Here is a 15,761-nt window from a genome sequence, read left to right on the forward strand (position 1 = left end):
GCCCTAAGAAGCCGGATATACATCAGCAATCGCGACTTTCGATCCAGAGCCAAACAGACCGTTGCAATTAGGCGGGGTCCATATACATCCACACACTACCCCTGCAACTCGCGTAAGGTAATTGTTGTCGGGACCATCACACGACGCCAGATCATCGGACTGATCCCCAAAAGCCGAACCTTCAGCTGAACAATATTACAGACAGTGTCCATATCCTGAACGTGCCATCAATAGCCGCACGCGGCACCGGCCCCGCACTTTGCTGTACTCTCTATGAATACCGCAGCATCGCCATCGCCGAGACCCAGGCGCAGATTGCTGCCGTCGAGGAAAAGATTGCTGCCAGCGCGACCGATCAAGCCTCGCAACCAGATCAAAGACCTTTCAAGGTGGTGATGCCGACGGGCAGGGTGGCGGATTGGAGCCCCCCAACAAAGCGGCGCCAGCGGAGACGATAAAGTTCCGCAGCTTTTTCCAAATCAGCCACACCATCTGCATCGATCTTACGAACCGCGCGGCCAGGGCTTCCAACGACCAGAGTGTTGTCGGGGATCTCTTTGCCTTCGGTGACCAGCGCGCCTGCGCCAATTAGGCAGTTTTTGCCAATCTTGGCACCATTGAGGATGGTCGCGCCCATGCCTATCAACGTGCCGTCACCGATGGTGCAGCCGTGGATCATCGCGCGATGCCCGATGGTGCAGTTGACACCAATATGGATGGGGAAGCCGGGATCGACATGCAGCACGCAGTTGTCCTGAACATTCGACCCTGTGCCCAAATAGATAGTGGCATCGTCGGCGCGCAGGATGGCACCAAACCAGATGCTAACGTCGGCCTCGATCTGCACATCGCCGATTAGCACAGCCGTGGGCGCGACGAAGGCTTCGCCCGTGGTGGGGCCACGCGGGCCGATGTTGTCCAAAGTGAATAAATGTGTGGTCATTGTTGCATCTCCTACGCTGTACCGGAGTCCGGGAAGAGGTACAGCAGCGCCACTCATATAGTGCCTTTCTCACGCAGATCTGTAATTTTTTTGGGGTCATAGTTAAGCATTTTGGACAGGATTTCGTCCGTATGCTCGCCCAGCATTGGCGGCGGCAGGCGAACACCAAACTCATGGCCTTCCATGCGGATCGGTGTGCGCATTACCTTTGCTTTCACATTTGGCGCAGCGCTGTGGTTAATCTCTTGAACTATACCCCGCGCCTGGATGTGGGGGTCGTCGAACACTTCGGGGATGGTGTTGATCGGTCCGCAAGGTATCCCGGCCGCCTGCAAATCTGTAAGCCATTGGGCTGAAGGTTTTTTGGCCAATTCTGCACGAATCTCGATCAAAGCGGCGTCACGATTGGTTAGCCGAAGGGTGTTGGTGACAAAGCGCGGATCATCGGCCAGATTGGGCCGTCCGATGGCCTGACAAAGGCGTCGGTACTGACCATCGTTACCCACGGCTAGATTTATGTGGCCGTCAGCGGTGGCGAAGGTCTCATACGGAACGATGTTTGGATGGGCATTGCCCAAACGCCCCGGATGAACACCACCGACAAGGTAGTTGGACGCCTGATTGTATAACCACGCAGCCTGACAATCGAGCAACGAAATGTCAATGTGCCGCCCGACACCGGTTTGGTCGCGTTCACGGAGCGCGGCCAAGATAGATACTGCCGCATACATCCCTGACATGATGTCCGAGATCGGCACCCCTACCTTCATAGGCTGTCCCGCGGCCTCTCCGGTAATGCTCATCAGGCCACCCATGCCCTGAACGACGAAATCGTAGCCGGGCCGCTCGGCATAGGGACCAGTCTGTCCAAAACCCGTGATCGAGCAATAAACAAGACGTGGGTTGCGTGCGTGGACCGACCCCCAATCCAGTCCACGACGCTTGAGATCACCAACCTTGAAATTCTCGACCAGAACATCGCTTTTATCGATAAGATCATGGATGATTTCAAGGCCATCGTCTGATCCTATATCAACTGTCAAAGACCGCTTGTTACGGTTTGTGGACATGAAATAAGCACTTTCGCGGGTGTCGTTTCCATCCCGATCCTTCAGGAAGGGTGGGCCCCATCCGCGAATGTCATCACCGATGCCTGGCCTTTCAATTTTGACGACATCCGCCCCCAAATCGCCCAAGGTCTGCGTGCAACTTGGCCCTGCAAGAATGCGCGAGAGATCAAGAACCCGCAGGCCGTCAAGCGGCAAAGTCATGGGTTTCCCCTCTGTTCAGAGATGATCACCCCGGGGTTCATAATTGACTTGGGATCAAGTGATTTCTTTGCCGCAGTGAATGCAGCGCCGATTGGCGCCGGGCGCTGTTTTTCATACCAAGGCATGTGCAGTCTGCCAACGGCATGGTGGTGGGTGATCGTGCCCCCTGCCTTCATCACAGCATCATAGGCGGCGATTTTAATTTCCATACACTGCTCGCCCATTCGCTCACGGTCTGGAAGGCAATGGAACGTGAAGTACGGCGCGGGGCCATTGGGATAGACGTGGGTAAAGCGACAAGTGACGGTGCCCGCCCGACCGGTCACCCGCTTGATCGCTGCATTCACTGTCTCGATGACCGAGCTGTGCAGTTCTTTGAAATTGTTCCAGCACACAGCCGTTTCAAAGGTCTCACGACATATTCCGCGCGAAGTCATATGCTCACGATAATATGGGCCGCGAATGAAGGCATTGCGCCATTGACCAGCCACGCTGTTGCGTCCCTGTTCTGTCTCATCCACTGGAGTTCCCCCAAATTCTCGGCACAGATCAACAGTTAAGTCCATCAGCTGATCCACCGGGTAATGTGAGCTTTCATATCCCAAGACTAGGATGGGACGGCTACCATCGAAAGCTCCGGTCAATTTAGCTTCAAGCGCATCGATGAGGCGGCAGTTCGCTGGGTAAAGTCCAGATTGTGAGATCGCACGGACAGCTTCGACGCCCTGATCGTATTCAGCGAAGGTAACTGTCTTGCTTGCCTTGTGCTTGATACGGGACAAGACTCTGATCCAAGCTTCGGTGATGATTCCAACGGATCCTTCTGTGCCCATCACATAACGGTCGGGTGACGGACCAGCGCCAGAGGCGGGCAAACGGCGGCTTTCGCTGATGCCGCTTGGCGAAACCATGCGGATATTTTCGACATAATCGTCGATGTAGGTGCCGTGTGTCGCATAGTGACCGGCAGCCCTGGTTGCGATCCAGCCGCCCAGAGTCGAAAGCTCAAAGCTTTGGGGATAGTGACGCAAAGTGGCGTTATGGGTTTTTAGCTGTGTTTCTAGGTCGGGTCCATACACCCCCGCCTGCACACGCGCAGAACGCGACACTGGGTCGAATTCCAAAATCTTGTTCAAGTACCACATGTCGATGGTCACCACACCGGCATAGGTTCCGTTGATTTCAGGATTCACACCGCCGACGACACTCGATCCGCCGCCAAAAGGAATAACCGCCGCACCAATGTCACCCGCCCAATCGATAAGCGCGCGTACATCCTCTTCATTACGCGGATAAGCAACCACATCTGGGGCATTGCGGAAATCACCGCGAAACATCTTGGCGCTGTCAAGAAATGACCGACCGTAGCTATGCAACGCACGCTCATACCGATCTGTGCGGCAAATATCTTTGATTGTCTCTGGAAAATGGGTAATTCTGCTCTCTGGCATATCGATGGTATCAAGCGTTGGTGCGGGCTTTACGTCGAATGCATCAACCTCGAAGGTACGGTGCCAAGTATCCAGTACCGGCTTCATCTCTTCGGGTGTGGCGCTTTGATCCTCAAAGCCCCAAGCATAGAATTTTCTACGTCTCTCGGTCATAGCTGTCCCCTTAAGGATTTTTTTGACATACAATTTGTCAATTAATGCTGCACTGAATTTACTATTTCACTTAATTTATTGACTTACAACTAAGTTATTCTTAGTCTTTGGTTGAGTTTTTCTTACCTTAGGTTGCGTCGATGGATCCTAAATTACCACCACTAAATGCACTGCGTACTTTCGTCATGGCAGCGCAAACAGGAAGTTTTGTCAGTGCTGCTAATGAGCTGAGTGTGACGCCCGCAGCGGTGAGTCGTTCGATTAAATCGCTTGAGGATTATTTGGGGTGCAGCCTTTTTCACCGGATGCACCGACAGATATCCTTAACCCACGAAGGACGGAATTACGCTGATAGTCTAGCCGACGTCTTTGATGAAATTAGTTTGGCCACACATAATCTGGTCGGAAAAAATGCCGATCGACCCCTTGTTATATGCGCCTACCCCAGCTTCATCGTTAGCTGGCTAGTCCCCCGCTGGTCACGGTATTTGCAATCTCATCCAGACGCGCAACTTCGGATTGTCACCACTCTTAGTCATGAGATTCATTTCGAACAGAAGGGCATCGACCTTGCAATACTTTCAGATAGTTTAGAGGATCAAAGATATATTTCGTCGCGGTTGTTTGAGACGAATTTGGTTCCGGTATGTCGGCCGGATTATCTCCCGCCTAATACGTTGATCAGCGATGTTGCCGATTGGCAAAATGCACTTTTACATTGCGAAACCCGGCCCAAAGATTGGGAAAGATGGTCAAATGCAAATGGCATTCATGTTGATACAAAGCGTGGTCAATGGTTTGAAAACGCGTCGATGATGTACGAAGCAGCCATGAGCGGGCTTGGAATAGCTATCGGAATCGAAGCCCTTCTGGACCGTGAATTCTCGTCAAACCGCCTTGCCCATGCATTCAGTGATAACAAAGCAATCGTTTGCCCCTTTTCGGTAATCCGACCGAAAGCGACTGAAACCCATCCGTTATTCCCTACCTTCATGTCTTGGCTACAACAGGAGATTTAGAGTGCCCTACCTGTTGTAAGCGGTCAAAATCCGGGGAGCTTCCTGTTAACTACTGGCCTGAATTGTCTCGCCAGCAATCAAACCAATAGCCATGCAGCTCAGATTGGTATTTCCGCTCAGGATTGTTGGCATGATCGACGCATCCGCGACACGCAGGTTTTCTACGCCGCGTACCCGCAGGGCGCTATCAACCACAGAGCTATCATCGTTACCCATGCGACATGTGCCAACGGGGTGATAGACGGTTTCCGCGTTTTTTCTGATCCAGCGACGCACCACCTCGGGATCGGTGCTTAATGCATCTTTATCAATCGCCTTATCTAGATATGTCCGCATGGCTCCACTTTCGACGACATCCACCATACGGGTAACGCCATCAGCCAGCATATCAAGATCCTTCGAATGGGACAAAAACCGCGGATCGATAAACGGAGCATCATTCGGATCGGCGGAGGCTAGCCTGATTTCGCCAACACTTTGTGGGTTGAGCTGGCAAACACGCAAAGCAAAACCGTTCTTTGGATGTTGTTCTCCTTTCGGCGGCCACTTTAACGCCAAGACAAGATGAGTTTGAAATTCAGCTTGGTCAGGACGATCGGTCCCCCAAAAGGCACCCGCCTCAATCCCTTGTGTCGCAGCACTTCCCGTACCTTTGAGAAGATATTGCGCGCCGGCTAGGGCGCTGTGGCAAAGGCCCTCGTAGGGTCGAAAATATTTGGTATAAGTGTCAACGCCCTGCGTCGCCCAACGTATTGAACAATCCAGATGGTCACGCAGGTTCTGACCAACCTCAGGAGCATCAATGATGGGGGTTATCCCCGTTTCGCGCAAATGCGTCGAAGGCCCAATTCCGGACAACATCAAAAGCTGCGGTGTGCCAATTGACCCCGCGCTTAAGATTACTTCGCTATCGGCACGGAGCAGTACTTCATCAGAGCCTTTTTTAACTACAACACCACAAGCTGCACCATTCTCTAGGTGGACCCGCCGTACTGGCAATCCGGACAGAACGGTCAAGTTGCTCCGACCACTCGCTTTCTTAAGGAACATTGACGCGCCATGGCGTTTGCCATACGCGATGTTCACATCAAAGTAACCAGCACCCGCCTGATTTTCGCCGTTGAACCCTTCATCGTTTTGCCCAATGCCCGCTTGCTCACAAGCCTCAATATAGGCCTCGGACAAGGTATGGCCGGTCAATCGCCGCGATAGCTTTATTGGCCCATCCTGTCCGCGCCCGTTACGGCTCACTAGGGGTAGAGCGCTACAATCTTCGATTTCACGCAAAACCCGATACATGTTTTCGGGCCCCCACTCAGGAGAGGAAACAGCCGCCCATTTTTCGTAATCGCTACGGGCACCCTTGATAGCAATCATAGAATTGATGGAAGACGATCCTCCGATCACCTTGCCACGCGGTATATAAATTTTGCGTGCCTCAAGCTCAGGCTGGGCCGTGGTCGAGAATTTCCAGTTATAGGCCGCGCCATTATAGAGCAGTCGTACCCCGGCAGGCATCCTGATGAGCAAGGATTTATCACTCTTTCCCGCTTCGATCAGTGCCACACGTGCTGTCGCATCTCGACTTAGGCGTTCCGCCAAAGCGCATCCGGAAGAGCCCGCGCCGACGATTATATAATCGTAAATTGCACTTTCTTTCATTCGTTGTCTCCTAGTAAATGATCCAAAGAACAATTCCAGGCATCGTAAAACACGCCGCGACGGTCACCAGTTGAATCAAAACGAAAGCCGGTGCTGCGGCGTAAATTGTTCGCAAACTAATGGACGGCGGTGCTACTGACTTCAGGAAAAATATGTTATATCCGAATGGTGGCGTCAGATACGCAGTTTCCAAAACCAGAATGACGAGGGCACCGATCCAAACTAGATTAACATCAAGCGCAGTCAGTACGGGCAAAAACACCGGCATGACCAAAAACAGAATACCGATAGGGTCGATGAAAAATCCCAATACAAAGATTGTGGCAAGCATAACCCCAATCACGACCCCCGGTGAAACTCCCAAGCTATCTATCAAGGCACGCACAACCTCATCACCACCAATACCTGAATAAACAGAGACCAGAAGCAATGAATTGAGGGCAATCCACAACACCATTGTCGTTTGCTTGGCGGCCTCGACCGCCGCTTCAAAAATACGCTTCAGATCGATGGTGCCCAAAATCAATGCGATGATCATACTTGCTGCGGCCCCGATCGCAGCCGCTTCTGTCGGTGTGGCAATGCCTGCGAACAAGGATCCCAAAACTGCAAAAACGACCAAAACGGATGGCACAGTCCGCAAATAGATACGCACACGTTCTTTTGGTTCGATATGTCCCATCATACTGTCATCAGCCGCAGGGCACAGATTTTTATCCAACCAGCAGCGAACAACTATATAGGCAACGAGAAAGAATACCATCACGGCACCGGTCGATAAGCCTACCGCAAACATTTTACCCACTGAAACGCCTGATAACCCGCTAAAGACGATTGCAAGAATGCTTGGAGGAAAAAGCTGGCCAAGTGCCCCACCAACCATAATGACACCCAACGCGATTTTCTCATCATAGTTCCGGCTTAACATCGCAGGCAAAGCTATCTTGGTTGAAGTAATCACACCAACCGCGCTGACGCCTGACATGCAGCCGATTCCAGCGCAGACGAAAATTGTCCCGATAGCCAACCCGCCTCGAACTTTGCCGATTATCAAATACATTGCGCTATAAAGGTCGTCGGCAATACCACTTCGAACAAGTATCGATGCCATGAACATAAAGAACGGCAATGAAACCAAAGAGGTATTCTGCATCCCCGAGTAAACTTGACTGCCCAGAATAAAGATCGAAGCAGGACCCCAGACAAAATAGCCGAAAGCCAGTGAGACAATGCCAACTCCAAAGGCAATTGGCACGCTGAAAAACAACACGATGATCACCGATAGGAAAAGCAGAACGGTAAGGAGCGCAGGGTCCATAATTGGTTTCTCTTTTTAGTCAATAAGAGTTATTTTTGTGGTAGAGAGGGATCGTTACCCTGTGTGGTTCGGATAAACGACGCTAACGCCTGCAAGAACATCGTTCCGACCGCCACGATCAAGAGAAACGACAAAGGCCATACAGGTGGATCCCAGGGCGTGTTCGAAGTCTCCAACATCAAAATGGAGTCAGTGGCACGCTTCCAAATAACTTTAAGAAAGATAGCCGAGTATATGCAGATAACCAGACTAACAGTTCCGGCAAGGATCAAATTCATCCGGCGCGACAAAAGGCTATTGATAAAGTCGATGGCAACATGTCCACCCGTGCGCAGGTTGTCAGCCGCACATAGTAGAAAAATGGAGCCGAACAAGATCTGCACAAGTTCTCCCGTCCATATCGTAGGTTGGGACAGTACATAACGCGCAAAAACTTCGTAACATGCGGCTATCATCCCCGCGATCAGCGCAAGTGTCGCCAAATACGACAGGTATTTTGATGTTCCATCCACTAATGAAAGTAATTTCTGCACGCTCCCGCCTCCCTTTTTTAATTGTTGGGAACGGGCATTACTGCCCGGGCCCTTTTTCTTAGTTCAGACAATAATATTCAGGTTTCAGGGCGCTTCGACAGCGTAGCCAAGCTTGGTCAAAAAATCCATGCGCGACTGCTGGATCACACGAAAGTCTTCTGAGTTGGGCGAATACTTTTCGCGAACGACTTCATAACGGGCTTTCTCGAATTTTTCGATCTCGCCCTCTGGCCACGTAAGAAACTCAACTCCCGCTTCCTCCAGCTTCTTCACAATCTCGCCCTCTTCAAGACGTGACTGCACAAAGAAATCATCGCTTGCGGCCCGCAAAGAGTTGTCCACAATCTCTTTCAGGTCGTCAGGCAATGCGTTCCATGAATCCAGGTTCACAATCCAATCCGAAGACCCGCCCATCGTGAATTTTGGGTTAATGACATATTTGGTAACTTCATGCCAACCAAAGCCGTAATGAACTGGTGTGGATACAAATTCGAACGCATCAATCGTTCCGCGTTGCATGCCGGTATAGATGTCTTCAGATGCCATGCTAACCGGAGAAGCGCCAAATTTGGAAAGGGATTCAGCGGTCAAACCTGCAGTGCGAATTTTGAGACCTTTAAAATCTTCAAGAGACTCAATCTTCTTGTTGGACCAGATGTTTTCGCCAAGCAGTGTCGAAACGCCTAGGTAGTAAAAGTTGTTCCGCTCACCAACTGGCCGAAGCAATTCTTTACCGCCGCCGGAATAGAACCATTCTAAGGCTTGCTGATCATAGAGACCTGCGGGCCATTCGTTAATCCCCTGCAAGGCAGGTTCCTTACCAGCGTAATAGAGTAAGAAAGTGTTGCCGAGATCTAGCGCACCAGCGCGCACAGCCTCTGTTACTTCTGGCGAAGCAACCACTTGCCCTGCTGGAAAGACCTGGATTTTCATACGCCCAGCAGAGGCTTTCTCGACCCGATTGGCGAAGTTTACGACGAGCGAGTTGTATTCTGACATCCCCGTGCTCGCGTAAGTCTGCATGCGCCATTCAACATCGGCTGCTGACGCCTGTAAGGGGCCAAAAGTCAACGCAGCTGCAAAGGCTGACAGCGCTATTGATTTCAACTTGGTTTTCATTTTTCTCTCCCTGTTTGATTTTAGTCTTATTTTGATATGACGCACAACGCGTCAGATCCTATCCTCCGATCGTTTGTTGAGTGACAAATTTTGTTGCCAAAAACTGGGCGACGGCCTCCGCTCCGCCTTCTGTACCCACTCCGGAATCTCCGATCCCACCAAAGGGAACCTCGGGCAAAGCCAATCCTAGATGATTGATGCTCACCATACCGGCCGCAATCCCCTTGCCCAGCTTTGCAACTGTCGCGGCACTTCCGGCGAAAGCATACGATGCTAGCCCGAATTCAAGACGGTTTGCTTCCTCCAGCGCTTCATCCAGAGTGTTGAATGGATTGATCAAAGCAACTGGACCAAACGGTTCTTCATTCATAATACGCGCAGCAATCGGGACATTTGTGAGAACTGTTGGTGCATAGAAGAACCCTTTGTTGGCGATACGATTTCCACCTGTGCAAAGCTTGGCGCCTAGTGACACTGCCTCATCCACCAACTCGGAAACTGAATCGACCCGCTTGCGATTGATAAGCGGCCCCATTTCTGTTGCGGGATCAAGCCCATCGCCAACGACCAACTCTGCGCATTGTTTGACAAACTTTTCAACAAAACGATCGAAGACCTTCTGTTGAACCAGGAAGCGCGTAGGCGACGTGCAGACCTGTCCGCCGTTCCGGAACTTTTGAAGCACCATGAATTTCACAGCAGCCTCGATATCGGCATCTTCAGCAACAATAACGGGTGCGTGGCCTCCGAGCTCCAGCGTCATGCGTTTCATATGGCTTGCAGCCATAGCCCCAATTTGCCGCCCGACCTGTGTCGATCCTGTAAAGCTGATTTTACGGATCACACGATGCGGTATCAGATGGCCAGAAATCATTGGTGGATCGCCATAAACCAAATTGATTGTATTCCCCGGCACGCCTGCGTCAACAAAGGCACGCACAAGTTCAGCAGGTGAGCCGGGCGTATCTTCCGGCCCCTTCAGCACAAAGGAACAACCCGCCGCCAAACCCGCTGCCAGCTTGCGCACACATTGATTGATGGGAAAATTCCACGGCGCAAATGCCGCTACTGGCCCGACTGGCTCGCGTAACGTGAGCTGAAGCACTTCGGCATTGCGCGCAGGAATAACCAACCCGTATGTCCGGCGCGCCTCTTCAGCGCTCCATTCTATGAATTCGGCACCGGCTAGAACTTCGGCCTTGGCCTGCGCCAATGGCTTCCCTTGCTCTAGCGTTAATATCCCGGCGATCATGTCAGCGCGCTCACGCAGAATAATCGCGGCATTTCGCAATATATTCGAGCGGGTATAAGCTGACATAGCCCCCCACTCCTCAAACCCAAGCTGCGCGGATTCCAGAGCGGCATCCAAATCACTTTTAGTTGCGACAGCTACTTTACCTATCATTTGTTCGGTAGCGGGATTCAAAACATCCAGGGCCAAACCTTCGCCGCCCGGACACCACTTGCCGCCAATAAAATGCTGAACCTCTGAATAGCTCATATTTTACAAATTCCCAATTGAGGTCGCTTCAACAACAGTTTATTTTTCTCACGCATATTTTGCACTCCAACTTAGACCATCTGATCGAATGGTAGGTCTATAGGACTGGTCTAAAAGGTGTGCTCCCATACAACTTCCAATCAGCTCGGCGATTACAGCATCAGTCTCAAATGGCCCTCGTCCGATCTTGACCACTCACTGATGACTTCATATCACAGCGAAAAGCTGACTAAGTTTGCAAGCTCTCACTACTTCTCGCAGCTGACAAACGAGTAAATATTAACCCTTGAGCAACTTTATGTTACCTACGCTGATAGTCTCTTGGTCCCGCATTCCCCAAGTAGCGCGCTGATTTCGCTGTCCTGAACTTTGTATTACTTATATAAAACATGGTGTTGATGACTGCGAGGGCAGTGTCCCATCGGATGGTGTAAGAGGCCGCGCGCGGCGCTTGATGAAGCACCGGCGCATCTCGTTCGCGTTGCAGGGCTTTGTCAGGTTGCTGATGTCAGGCTGAGTTTATTGGTGACGGCGAAGGTCACGCAGTCAATTCGTTGGAATAACCGGTCCACAGCGAGAGTGCGTCGTTCCTAGCGTGGCGGTAAGATTCTGCGGACAGGCGGTGGCGCTTCGGGCGAAACAGACTGGTGGCCTGATCATGCACAGATAGAAACTGCTGTGCTTGGCGCGGGGATTTAAACCGACCCATGATCTTCTCGCGTCTTCGTGTATGCCGGTGGGAGGCCTCGCTTCGGTTGTTCAGATGGGGTGGTTGCCGTCCTCCCCAAACGGCATCGAATTGTGCCAGGATCGTGGTGTTCAACGTCACGAAAAGGAAAGGACGGCAAATGAAAGATACAATGATCGGCGTGGACCTGGCAAAGAACGTTTTTCAGCTTCACGCAGCCAGCATGACCGGACACCTGAAATTTCGTAAGAAGCTGTCCCGTCCACAGTTTAGGGAGTTTATTTCTGCGCAACCGCCGGCCGTCCTCGTCATGGAGGCATCTGGCAGTGCCAATTACTGGGCTCGCGAGTTGACCCGCTTGGGCCACGAGGTGAAGCTGATCGCGCCGCAATACGTGAAACCGTTTGTGAAGCGCCAGAAAAACGATGCTACCGACGCGGAAGCTATCGTCATCGCGGCGCAACGGCCGGAGATGAGGTTTGTTCCGCCCAAGTCCGAGAACCAACAGGCCCGCGCGATCCTGTTCCGGAGCCGGGAGCGTTTGGTGAATCAACGCACCGAGCTGGTAAATGGTCTGCGATCAGTCCTTTACGAGTTCGGGCATACAATCCCGCAGGGCATCGGAAACTTAAGCCGCGGGAATGAGATTCTGGAGGATCCGAATTGCGATCTTCCAGACCTGGTCCGCCAGGAGTGTCGAGACCTTTTCGAGCTGATTGAAGAGATCACTGTACGGATCGACGCCAAGTTGAAACGGATCAAAGCTTTGTCCACCGAGACAGATACGGCCAAACGTCTTCAGACGATGCCCGGCGTTGGTCCGTTAAGCGCCCTCGCCATTGAGGCCTTTGCTCCACCACTGGAGACATTCAACTCAGGCCGCGACTTTGCTGCCTGGCTCGGTCTCGTGCCGCGGCAACATTCATCAGGAGGAAAGCCTCGTCTGGGGCGCATGTCGAAGGCGGGCCAGCCTGACATCAGAAGGCTTCTGATCATCGGTGCGATGTCGCGTTTGAGTTGGTTAGGCCGAAAATCCATTCCCAAAGGGTCCTGGCTGGAACGCATGCTCGCGCGCAAACCCAAGATGCTGGTCGCAGTTGCGCTGGCCAACAAGATGGCCCGCGCCCTATGGGCCATGCAAACAAAGAAGGAAAATTATAGGGATCCGACGCAGACCGTCGCTGCATGAACACGGTGCAGCACAGGATGGATCAACGTCGGTGAAGGAGGTGTGAGAAGTCAATGACCTGAATGGGCAGAATGATCGAACAGATCTGGATCGGTAGAACCAGGATAAGGGAAAGAGCACCAAAGCTCGATGTTTAGGTCTGGACCTGATCCGCAGATCACCATCCCGGCCCGCGGCTTCTGAAAGCGCCGCGTTCAAAGGCCTGACAGAAGCTCGCACTCGATCACCAGTTCAGTTTACACGGTTTGAAAAACTTCTTGCATCACGGACGGCAACCACAGAAGCCCTTGTGCGACCAGTGACCCAGCCCGGGCACGAGCTCTCGCTTAGCCGTTCCATATGAGCGAAGCTTGTCCGTCACCAGCACACGGGGTTGGCCCCAACGTTTCATCAGTTTGCGGAGAAATCGGCGGGCCGCGGCCTTGTTGCGTCGGGACTGGATCAGGATTTCGAGCACGTCGCCCTTGGCGTCGACGGCCCGCCAAAGCCAGTGGCTTCGTCCCTTGATTTGGATAACGACTTCATCGAGATGCCATTTATCTGCCGGCGCTGAACGGTCACGGCGGATCTTTGCGGCAAACTGGTGCCCGAACCGGCTCACCCAATCCCGGATCGTTTCGTACGACACTGTAACCCCACGTTCAGCCAACAGGTCTTCGACGTCGCGCAGGCTCAGAGCGAAACGGTGGTAGGCCCAAACGGCGTACCCGATGACGCTCCGTGGAAACCGGAAGCCTTTGATCCGGGACAAATCTTTGGTGTTCAGCATGACAAAAACTACCCCGCCGATGCGGCGTCAGCAACCTGACAAAGCCTGCGCGATGGCGTCGACAAATGGGCCTGCTTCCGCTGCCCCTGCGGGTGCGGCGAGACCATTAAGCTGTCCCTCAGCAAAAACCGGAGACCCAGGTGGACGGCCATATCAGACTGGCTGAAACGCCCGGCGATCTCGCCTTCGGTCCGGCAGACAAACGAGTGTCGGTGTCACTTCTGGATCCGGCAAGGGCGGATCGATTGGTGCAAGGACAGCCCTCGCAGAACATGCAAAGACGCTGTCCAGCGCAAATAAGGTCCCTGGCATGGACGCTGCAGTTTCTGAGCGTTTGCTCTATCGAACTGCCAAAGTTCTTTGCACACCAGGGGCGAAGGTTTATCTTCTACCCCTTGCCGAAGCAGATCAAGGGAGTGTGACGCCGTCGAGATCGCTCGGTTTGAGGCGATAGCGGATAACGTTGCCCTCATGTAGGCCCGCGAGTTGCTCAGCCACGTATGCGACGACGCCTTCTTGGTCGGCTTCTGGGACACCTGCCTCGGCCGCCATCTTCATAAGATCCTCATGCCGAAAGCCCTTGAATTCAAGAACGCGATAGTGTCCCAAGGAATGGTGTAACTTTGTTCTTCGGCCTTGGCTTGGCCGCAGTTACAGGGCGGCGATTGTCGCCGGGTCCATTGGGGTAGTGTCGCAAATGGCGGCGACGGTTTCCAGTGTCATGTAGCGCCGCGTGATCGCCCATTCATCATTTTGCTCCAGCATCAGTGCTCCGACCAATCGTGTGACTGCGGCTTCATTGGGAAAGATCCCGACGACGTTGGTCCGCCGCTTGATCTCTTTGTTGAGGCGTTCAAGCGGGTTGGTGCTGTGAATCTTGACCCAGTGCTCGCGGGGGAAACTCTTGTAGGCCAGCACGTCATCCTCCGCACGGCGCATCAGCTCTGCAAGCTTGGCATGCCGCGGTTCGAAGGCGTCGAGCAACTTGGCCCAGTGCTCTTTCGAAGCTGTGAGCGTGTCTTGGTCGAAGGCCGTCCGGAGCGCCGCAGTGACGATGGGCTTGTCCTTCTTGCCGACGCAGGCAAGTGCGTTGCGCATAAAGTGGACGCGGCAGCGCTGGACTGTCGCACCGAGCACCTTTGCGGCGGCGGCTTTCAGTCCCTTGTGGTCGTCGGCGATGATTAGACGGGTGCCGCGCAGTCCGCGATCGGCCAGAGAACGCAAGAACTCGTCCCAGAAGACCTCGGCCTCACTGGGCTGGACAGCGATGCCCAGAACCTCGCGGCGTCCATCCAGATTAACCGCCACGGCCACTATGGCAGCGACGCTGACGATCCGACCGCCGCGGCGGACCTTGATGTAAGTCGCGTCAAGCCAGAGATAGGGCCATTCGCCTTCCAGCGGGCGGTTCAGGAATGCATCGACGCGTTCATCAATTTCGCCGCAGAGCCGCGAGACCTGGCTCTTCGATACGCCAGTCATTCCCATCGCCTTGACCAGATCATCCACGGAGCGCGTCGATAGGCCCTGAACATAGGCCTCTTGAATGACGGCCGTCATGGCTTTCTCCGCCGCCCGGCGGGGCTCAAGGAACTCGGGCAGGTAGCTGCCTTTACGCAGCTTTGGGATCTTTACGTCGACCCTTCCTGCACGCGTCTCCCAAGCTCGGGACCGGTATCCGTTGCGATGGTTCATGCGGTCGCTGCTTCGCTCGTGCGCGCTGGCACCGCAGAGCTGATCGACATCCAGCGCCATGAGGCGGTCGGCGACGAACCCGAGCATCTCGGCAAGCAGGTTGCTGTCAGATGACTCCGACAAAAGCGCACGCAGTGCGGCAGTATCTGACAGACTGTTCTTGGTCATGGTCGTTCTCCTCGGTCAAAGTTGGGTCCGCAAACCAAACCTTAACCGAAGAACAACCATGGCCGCCAAGCGACTGACCTGCCCCCCGCGAGATCCCTCACTTTAATGTAGAGTTTGCTCAACCATGAAGGAGCAAACATATGCGAAAGAGCCGTTTTACCGAGGCGCAGATTATTGGGATGATTAACAGGCTGCTGAAAAAGTCGGCCCTCGACGCGGTTATGAGAACATGATTCACTTCCGGCATGGCAGCGGCAGCAGGAGGTGGCGATGCGTGGGACG

14 protein-coding genes and 2 pseudogenes are annotated in these 15,761 nt (G+C 53.2%); 3 read left to right on the forward strand and 13 right to left on the reverse strand.

What is annotated here, in order from left to right; all coding sequences use genetic code 11:
- Nucleotides 1-95: 95 nt before the first annotated feature.
- The 4 genes from ACSSV4_RS22410 to ACSSV4_RS22425 all read right to left on the reverse strand — a co-directional run bounded on the left by ACSSV4_RS22410 (nt 96) and on the right by ACSSV4_RS22425 (nt 3,818).
- Nucleotides 96-212 (reverse strand): IS1096 element passenger TnpR family protein, encoded by a 117-nt coding sequence (locus ACSSV4_RS22410; protein ID WP_099911053.1) that lies wholly within the window; start codon nt 210-212, stop codon nt 96-98.
- Between the two features lie 161 nt (nt 213-373).
- Nucleotides 374-943 (reverse strand): gamma carbonic anhydrase family protein, encoded by a 570-nt coding sequence (locus tag ACSSV4_RS22415; protein ID WP_037275506.1) that lies wholly within the window; start codon nt 941-943, stop codon nt 374-376.
- A gap of 53 nt (nt 944-996) precedes the next feature.
- The gene (locus tag ACSSV4_RS22420; RefSeq protein ID WP_037275504.1) at nt 997-2,214 is read right to left on the reverse strand and encodes a CaiB/BaiF CoA transferase family protein; all 1,218 of its coding nucleotides are present in this window, start codon (nt 2,212-2,214) and stop codon (nt 997-999) included.
- Nucleotides 2,211-3,818: an FAD-binding oxidoreductase gene (locus tag ACSSV4_RS22425; RefSeq protein WP_037275503.1), complete on the reverse strand. Its 1,608-nt coding sequence runs from the start codon at nt 3,816-3,818 to the stop codon at nt 2,211-2,213. The genes ACSSV4_RS22420 and ACSSV4_RS22425 overlap by 4 nt, the downstream gene beginning before the upstream one ends.
- A 140-nt stretch (nt 3,819-3,958) precedes the next feature.
- On the opposite strand from ACSSV4_RS22425, the gene ACSSV4_RS22430 reads away from it, so the two are divergent.
- Entirely contained in the window at nt 3,959-4,837 is an 879-nt protein-coding gene (locus ACSSV4_RS22430; RefSeq protein WP_102106011.1) for a LysR substrate-binding domain-containing protein, read from the forward strand.
- A gap of 45 nt (nt 4,838-4,882) precedes the next feature.
- Here the strand turns inward: ACSSV4_RS22430 and ACSSV4_RS22435 are convergent, their stop codons facing one another.
- From ACSSV4_RS22435 to ACSSV4_RS22460, 6 genes and pseudogenes are all read right to left on the reverse strand, one after another.
- Nucleotides 4,883-6,499, reverse strand: coding sequence for a GMC family oxidoreductase (locus tag ACSSV4_RS22435; RefSeq protein WP_037275501.1), 1,617 nt, complete (start codon nt 6,497-6,499; stop codon nt 4,883-4,885).
- 10 nt (nt 6,500-6,509) lie between these two features.
- The gene (locus ACSSV4_RS22440) at nt 6,510-7,817 is read right to left on the reverse strand and encodes a TRAP transporter large permease (protein WP_051922079.1); all 1,308 of its coding nucleotides are present in this window, start codon (nt 7,815-7,817) and stop codon (nt 6,510-6,512) included.
- Between the two features lie 29 nt (nt 7,818-7,846).
- Nucleotides 7,847-8,350 carry a TRAP transporter small permease subunit gene (locus ACSSV4_RS22445; protein WP_102106010.1) on the reverse strand — a complete coding sequence of 168 codons (504 nt, stop codon included), beginning with the start codon at nt 8,348-8,350 and terminating at the stop codon, nt 7,847-7,849.
- Between the two features lie 84 nt (nt 8,351-8,434).
- Entirely contained in the window at nt 8,435-9,469 is a 1,035-nt protein-coding gene (locus tag ACSSV4_RS22450) for a TRAP transporter substrate-binding protein (RefSeq protein ID WP_102106009.1), read from the reverse strand.
- A gap of 58 nt (nt 9,470-9,527) precedes the next feature.
- Entirely contained in the window at nt 9,528-10,970 is a 1,443-nt protein-coding gene (locus tag ACSSV4_RS22455; protein WP_037239070.1) for an NAD-dependent succinate-semialdehyde dehydrogenase, read from the reverse strand.
- 538 nt (nt 10,971-11,508) lie between these two features.
- Nucleotides 11,509-11,733 (reverse strand): annotated as a pseudogene (locus tag ACSSV4_RS22460) (IS6 family transposase); the annotation flags it as partial.
- An 85-nt stretch (nt 11,734-11,818) separates the two neighbouring features.
- Between ACSSV4_RS22460 and ACSSV4_RS22465 the strand changes: the two are divergent.
- The gene (locus tag ACSSV4_RS22465) at nt 11,819-12,847 is read left to right on the forward strand and encodes an IS110 family RNA-guided transposase (RefSeq protein WP_037239072.1); all 1,029 of its coding nucleotides are present in this window, start codon (nt 11,819-11,821) and stop codon (nt 12,845-12,847) included.
- 283 nt (nt 12,848-13,130) lie between these two features.
- Here ACSSV4_RS22465 and ACSSV4_RS22470 read toward each other — a convergent pair.
- Nucleotides 13,131-13,616 (reverse strand): annotated as a pseudogene (locus ACSSV4_RS22470) (IS6 family transposase); the annotation flags it as partial.
- A 45-nt stretch (nt 13,617-13,661) separates the two neighbouring features.
- Here ACSSV4_RS22470 and ACSSV4_RS22475 point away from each other — a divergent pair.
- A complete protein-coding gene (locus ACSSV4_RS22475; protein ID WP_255331228.1) occupies nt 13,662-13,916 on the forward strand; it encodes a DUF6527 family protein in 255 nt (84 codons plus the stop codon).
- A gap of 108 nt (nt 13,917-14,024) precedes the next feature.
- Here ACSSV4_RS22475 and ACSSV4_RS22480 read toward each other — a convergent pair whose 3' ends face one another.
- A complete protein-coding gene (locus tag ACSSV4_RS22480) occupies nt 14,025-14,225 on the reverse strand; it encodes a hypothetical protein (protein ID WP_152477519.1) in 201 nt (66 codons plus the stop codon).
- Between the two features lie 42 nt (nt 14,226-14,267).
- Entirely contained in the window at nt 14,268-15,479 is a 1,212-nt protein-coding gene (locus ACSSV4_RS22485; RefSeq protein ID WP_037239075.1) for an IS256 family transposase, read from the reverse strand.
- Between the last annotated feature and the right edge of the window lie 282 nt (nt 15,480-15,761).

The sequence above is a fragment of the Roseovarius sp. MBR-154 genome, from assembly GCF_053628595.1.